This window comes from Stieleria magnilauensis (assembly GCA_007753675.1).
GTDB classification, from domain to species: Bacteria; Planctomycetota; Planctomycetia; order Pirellulales; family Pirellulaceae; genus Stieleria; species Stieleria magnilauensis.
On sequence record CP036432.1, the window covers coordinates 9,935,972 to 9,938,760 of the forward strand.

4 protein-coding genes are annotated in these 2,789 nt (G+C 58.6%); all 4 read right to left on the reverse strand.

Annotated elements, in window-relative coordinates; all coding sequences use genetic code 11:
* Nucleotides 1–155 precede the first annotated feature (155 nt).
* The 4 genes from TBK1r_RS35470 to TBK1r_RS35485 are packed head-to-tail and all read right to left on the reverse strand — an operon-like array spanning nt 156 to nt 2,778.
* Nucleotides 156–449 carry a hypothetical protein gene (locus TBK1r_RS35470; RefSeq protein WP_145220675.1) on the reverse strand — a complete coding sequence of 98 codons (294 nt, stop codon included), beginning with the start codon at nt 447–449 and terminating at the stop codon, nt 156–158.
* Nucleotides 433–1,803, reverse strand: a complete 1,371-nt coding sequence (locus tag TBK1r_RS35475; RefSeq protein ID WP_145220677.1) for an enolase C-terminal domain-like protein — start codon at nt 1,801–1,803, stop codon at nt 433–435. The genes TBK1r_RS35470 and TBK1r_RS35475 overlap by 17 nt, the downstream gene beginning before the upstream one ends.
* Nucleotides 1,804–1,835: 32 nt before the next feature.
* The gene (locus TBK1r_RS35480) at nt 1,836–2,603 is read right to left on the reverse strand and encodes a sulfite exporter TauE/SafE family protein (RefSeq protein WP_145220679.1); all 768 of its coding nucleotides are present in this window, start codon (nt 2,601–2,603) and stop codon (nt 1,836–1,838) included.
* Nucleotides 2,596–2,778: a hypothetical protein gene (locus TBK1r_RS35485; protein WP_145220682.1), complete on the reverse strand. Its 183-nt coding sequence runs from the start codon at nt 2,776–2,778 to the stop codon at nt 2,596–2,598. Before TBK1r_RS35485 ends, TBK1r_RS35480 begins: the two co-directional genes overlap by 8 nt.
* Nucleotides 2,779–2,789: the final 11 nt, after the last annotated feature.

The following is a 2,789-nucleotide window of genomic DNA, read 5'->3' on the forward strand; positions in this document are numbered from 1 at the left end:
GCATTGGGCCGTGAAGGTGTTAGCGGAACGGCGCGAGCGGCCTGTTTGACCTTGAAAGACCGGAGGGCTCGCGCCCTACCGCTAACAAAAGGCCCCCGTTTGCCGCCAAAGTAAGTGGCATTGGACCGCGTTTGTTTGACCCACCCGACAATTGATCAACCACCACTTAGAATGATCGTCGCCGCAGCACCGTTCCGCACCGCCAGCTTCAAGATGAATCCGGAGACAATGACCATTCCATGAAAGTTGCCAAGAACGTCAGAAGCCTGTTTTCGAAGAAAACAGAACCCGCCGAAAAGTTCCTCCGCTCGCTGTCGATCACCGCCGACCAGCCCGGCCCCATCCTCTCGGACGCCAACGCGTTGCTCGATTTCCTGGACGGGCCACCGACCCCGACCGGCAATCAGAACTTTGTGCTGCCGATGAAACTTCTCAAGTCGAATAGCCACCGTCCAGCGGCTCGCTCGCGACCTCGAATGCCGCACCTTTTTTCAAGGGATCACGCGACTTCCAAACTTGGCCGTCGGGAAACCGGTGCCGCTGGAGAAAGCTCGGCAGAAACTCGAGTCCCCAACCCGCTGCGGTCGGCGTGACGTAACAGCCGTCGCGCGTCGTGACGGGATGCTCGACGGCTTCCTGCAGAAAGTCGATGTATTCGACCAGCTGCGTGTCGGAGTGTCCGGCCACGGCGATCTGGTCCCACAGCCCGTAATGCTGAATCATGTTGCACAGCGCGATGCCGCCGCCGTGGGGGCACACCGGCACGCCAAACTTCGCCGCCATCAAGATGATCGCCATCACGTCGTTGACCCCCGCGACGCGGACGGCGTCGATCTGGCAATACTCGATCGCGCCGCTTTTGAGCAACTGTTTGAAAATGACGGGCGAAGCGGCTTGTTCACCACAGGCGAATCCAAAATCCGCATCGGCAAACGTCTCGGCAAGTTCGACGTAGCCGAGCACATCATCGCGGGCGATCGGCTCTTCGATCCACTTCAACCCGTACGGGCGATAGCGTTCGATATGACGCTTCGCCTCGTCGAGCCCCCAATACTGATTCGCGTCTACCATCAGGTTACAGTCCGGACCGATCGCGTCGCGCATGAAACGAATCCGTGCCACGTCCTGATCCGAATCCTGCCCGACCTTCAGCTTGAACGAATCAAAACCTTGCATTTGCAGCTTGCGAATCGTCGCCAGAATCTGTTCGTCGCTCAGCCCCAGCCAGCCGGCGGTGCAGTAGGCCTTGGGGCCGCGCGGATTCATTTCGGCTTCGCGCTGTTTGACCGTCGAGCGCCGCTCTTGCAGCAGTGCCACCGCCTCGTCGCGGCTAAGCGCGTCACGAATGTTTCGCCAATCGATGCAGTCGGCGACGAATTCCGGTTCCAGATCGACCAACAATTTCCAAAGGGGTTTGTCGAGCGACTTGGCCCACAGGTCCCACATCGCATTCAAGACCGCGCCGGCTGCCATCCGAAACACGCCGTCGTGCAGCCAACGCAATTGATGGTGGTCGATCAACCGTCGATACAAATCGATCGGGGCTGCGGCAAAGTCTTGCAGGTCGGATCCGATCACCAGTTGGCACAAATCCTTGATCCCGTGACAGACCCAATCCGTTCCCGCGCCGACGGTGAACACCACCGACACGCCTCGCAAGCCGGCATCGGTTTCCAGGTGCAACAGCGCCGACGAATAGTCCGGTTGTTTGTGAAACGGGTCGGACCCGAGCAACTGATCGGAGGTGGGAACACGGAGGTCGATGACGTCCGCTGAAGTGATCATGATTTTTGGATTGGACATACTGGCAGCGAGTTTAGAGCAACAAGGGGCGTTCATCCCAACCATTGATAGACACTGGTGACGATCAGTTTCAGGCCCGTCGCGATCATCACCACGATCAGGAATCCGAAGATCAGACGGTTGCCCTTTTTGATCGCCAGCTTCGCACCGACGACACCGCCGATCACGTTACCGACCGCCATCACCAAGCCGGGCAACCAGTCGATCAAGCCATAAATCGCGAACATCACCGTCGCCGCCAGCGTGACCAAAAAACCGATCCAATTCTTGACCGCGTTGGACGCCACCAAATCGCCGCTGTTGGTCAAACTCATCGCCAACAGTATCAGGATCCCCATCCCGGCTTGGATAAAGCCGACGTAGATGCCGATGGCGAAAAAGACCGGTTTGATCCACCGCCTGGAACTGACCGAACCCACGTTCGCCGCCGCAATTCGCTTGGGATTGAGCATCAGTACCACCGCCATCACCAAGAAGATCGCGCCGAACACGGGCTCAAAGGCGTCCGGCGGTAAATAGACCGCCAACCAAGCCCCGACGGGGACCCCCAACATCGTCGGAAACGTCAGACGGTTGGCAAGTTCGCGATCCAGGTGCCCGTGTCTGTGAAAGGTCACGACGGCGGCACCGCTGGAAAACAGCACGGCGACGCGGTTGGTGCCGTTGGCAATTTTCGGATCCAATCCGAACAGCATCAATGCCGGCAACGTCATGAACGAGCCCCCGCCGGCGATCGTGTTCACCACGCCGGCCAGAAACCCCGCAACGATCAAAAGCAGATACCAGACGACTTCATTCACCCTTTGTGATGCAATACAGAGGCTCGTCGCCGCGCAGAAAAAGCTCGCTGCCGACAATCGCTGCCGACGCACTGACCTTCTCACCGATTCGGTTGACGGCGATCATTTGTGGAATCTGCGAATGTTCGATCACCAGCGTCACGCCGTCAAGGTCGGTCACAGATTCAGTCGTCAACACTGATGACG

Excerpts from the sequence above, each read along its gene's own strand:
- TBK1r_RS35475 (WP_145220677.1), bottom strand. The coding sequence starts at position 1,803 with ATGTCCAATCCAAAAATCATGATCACTTCAGCGGACGTCATCGACCTC.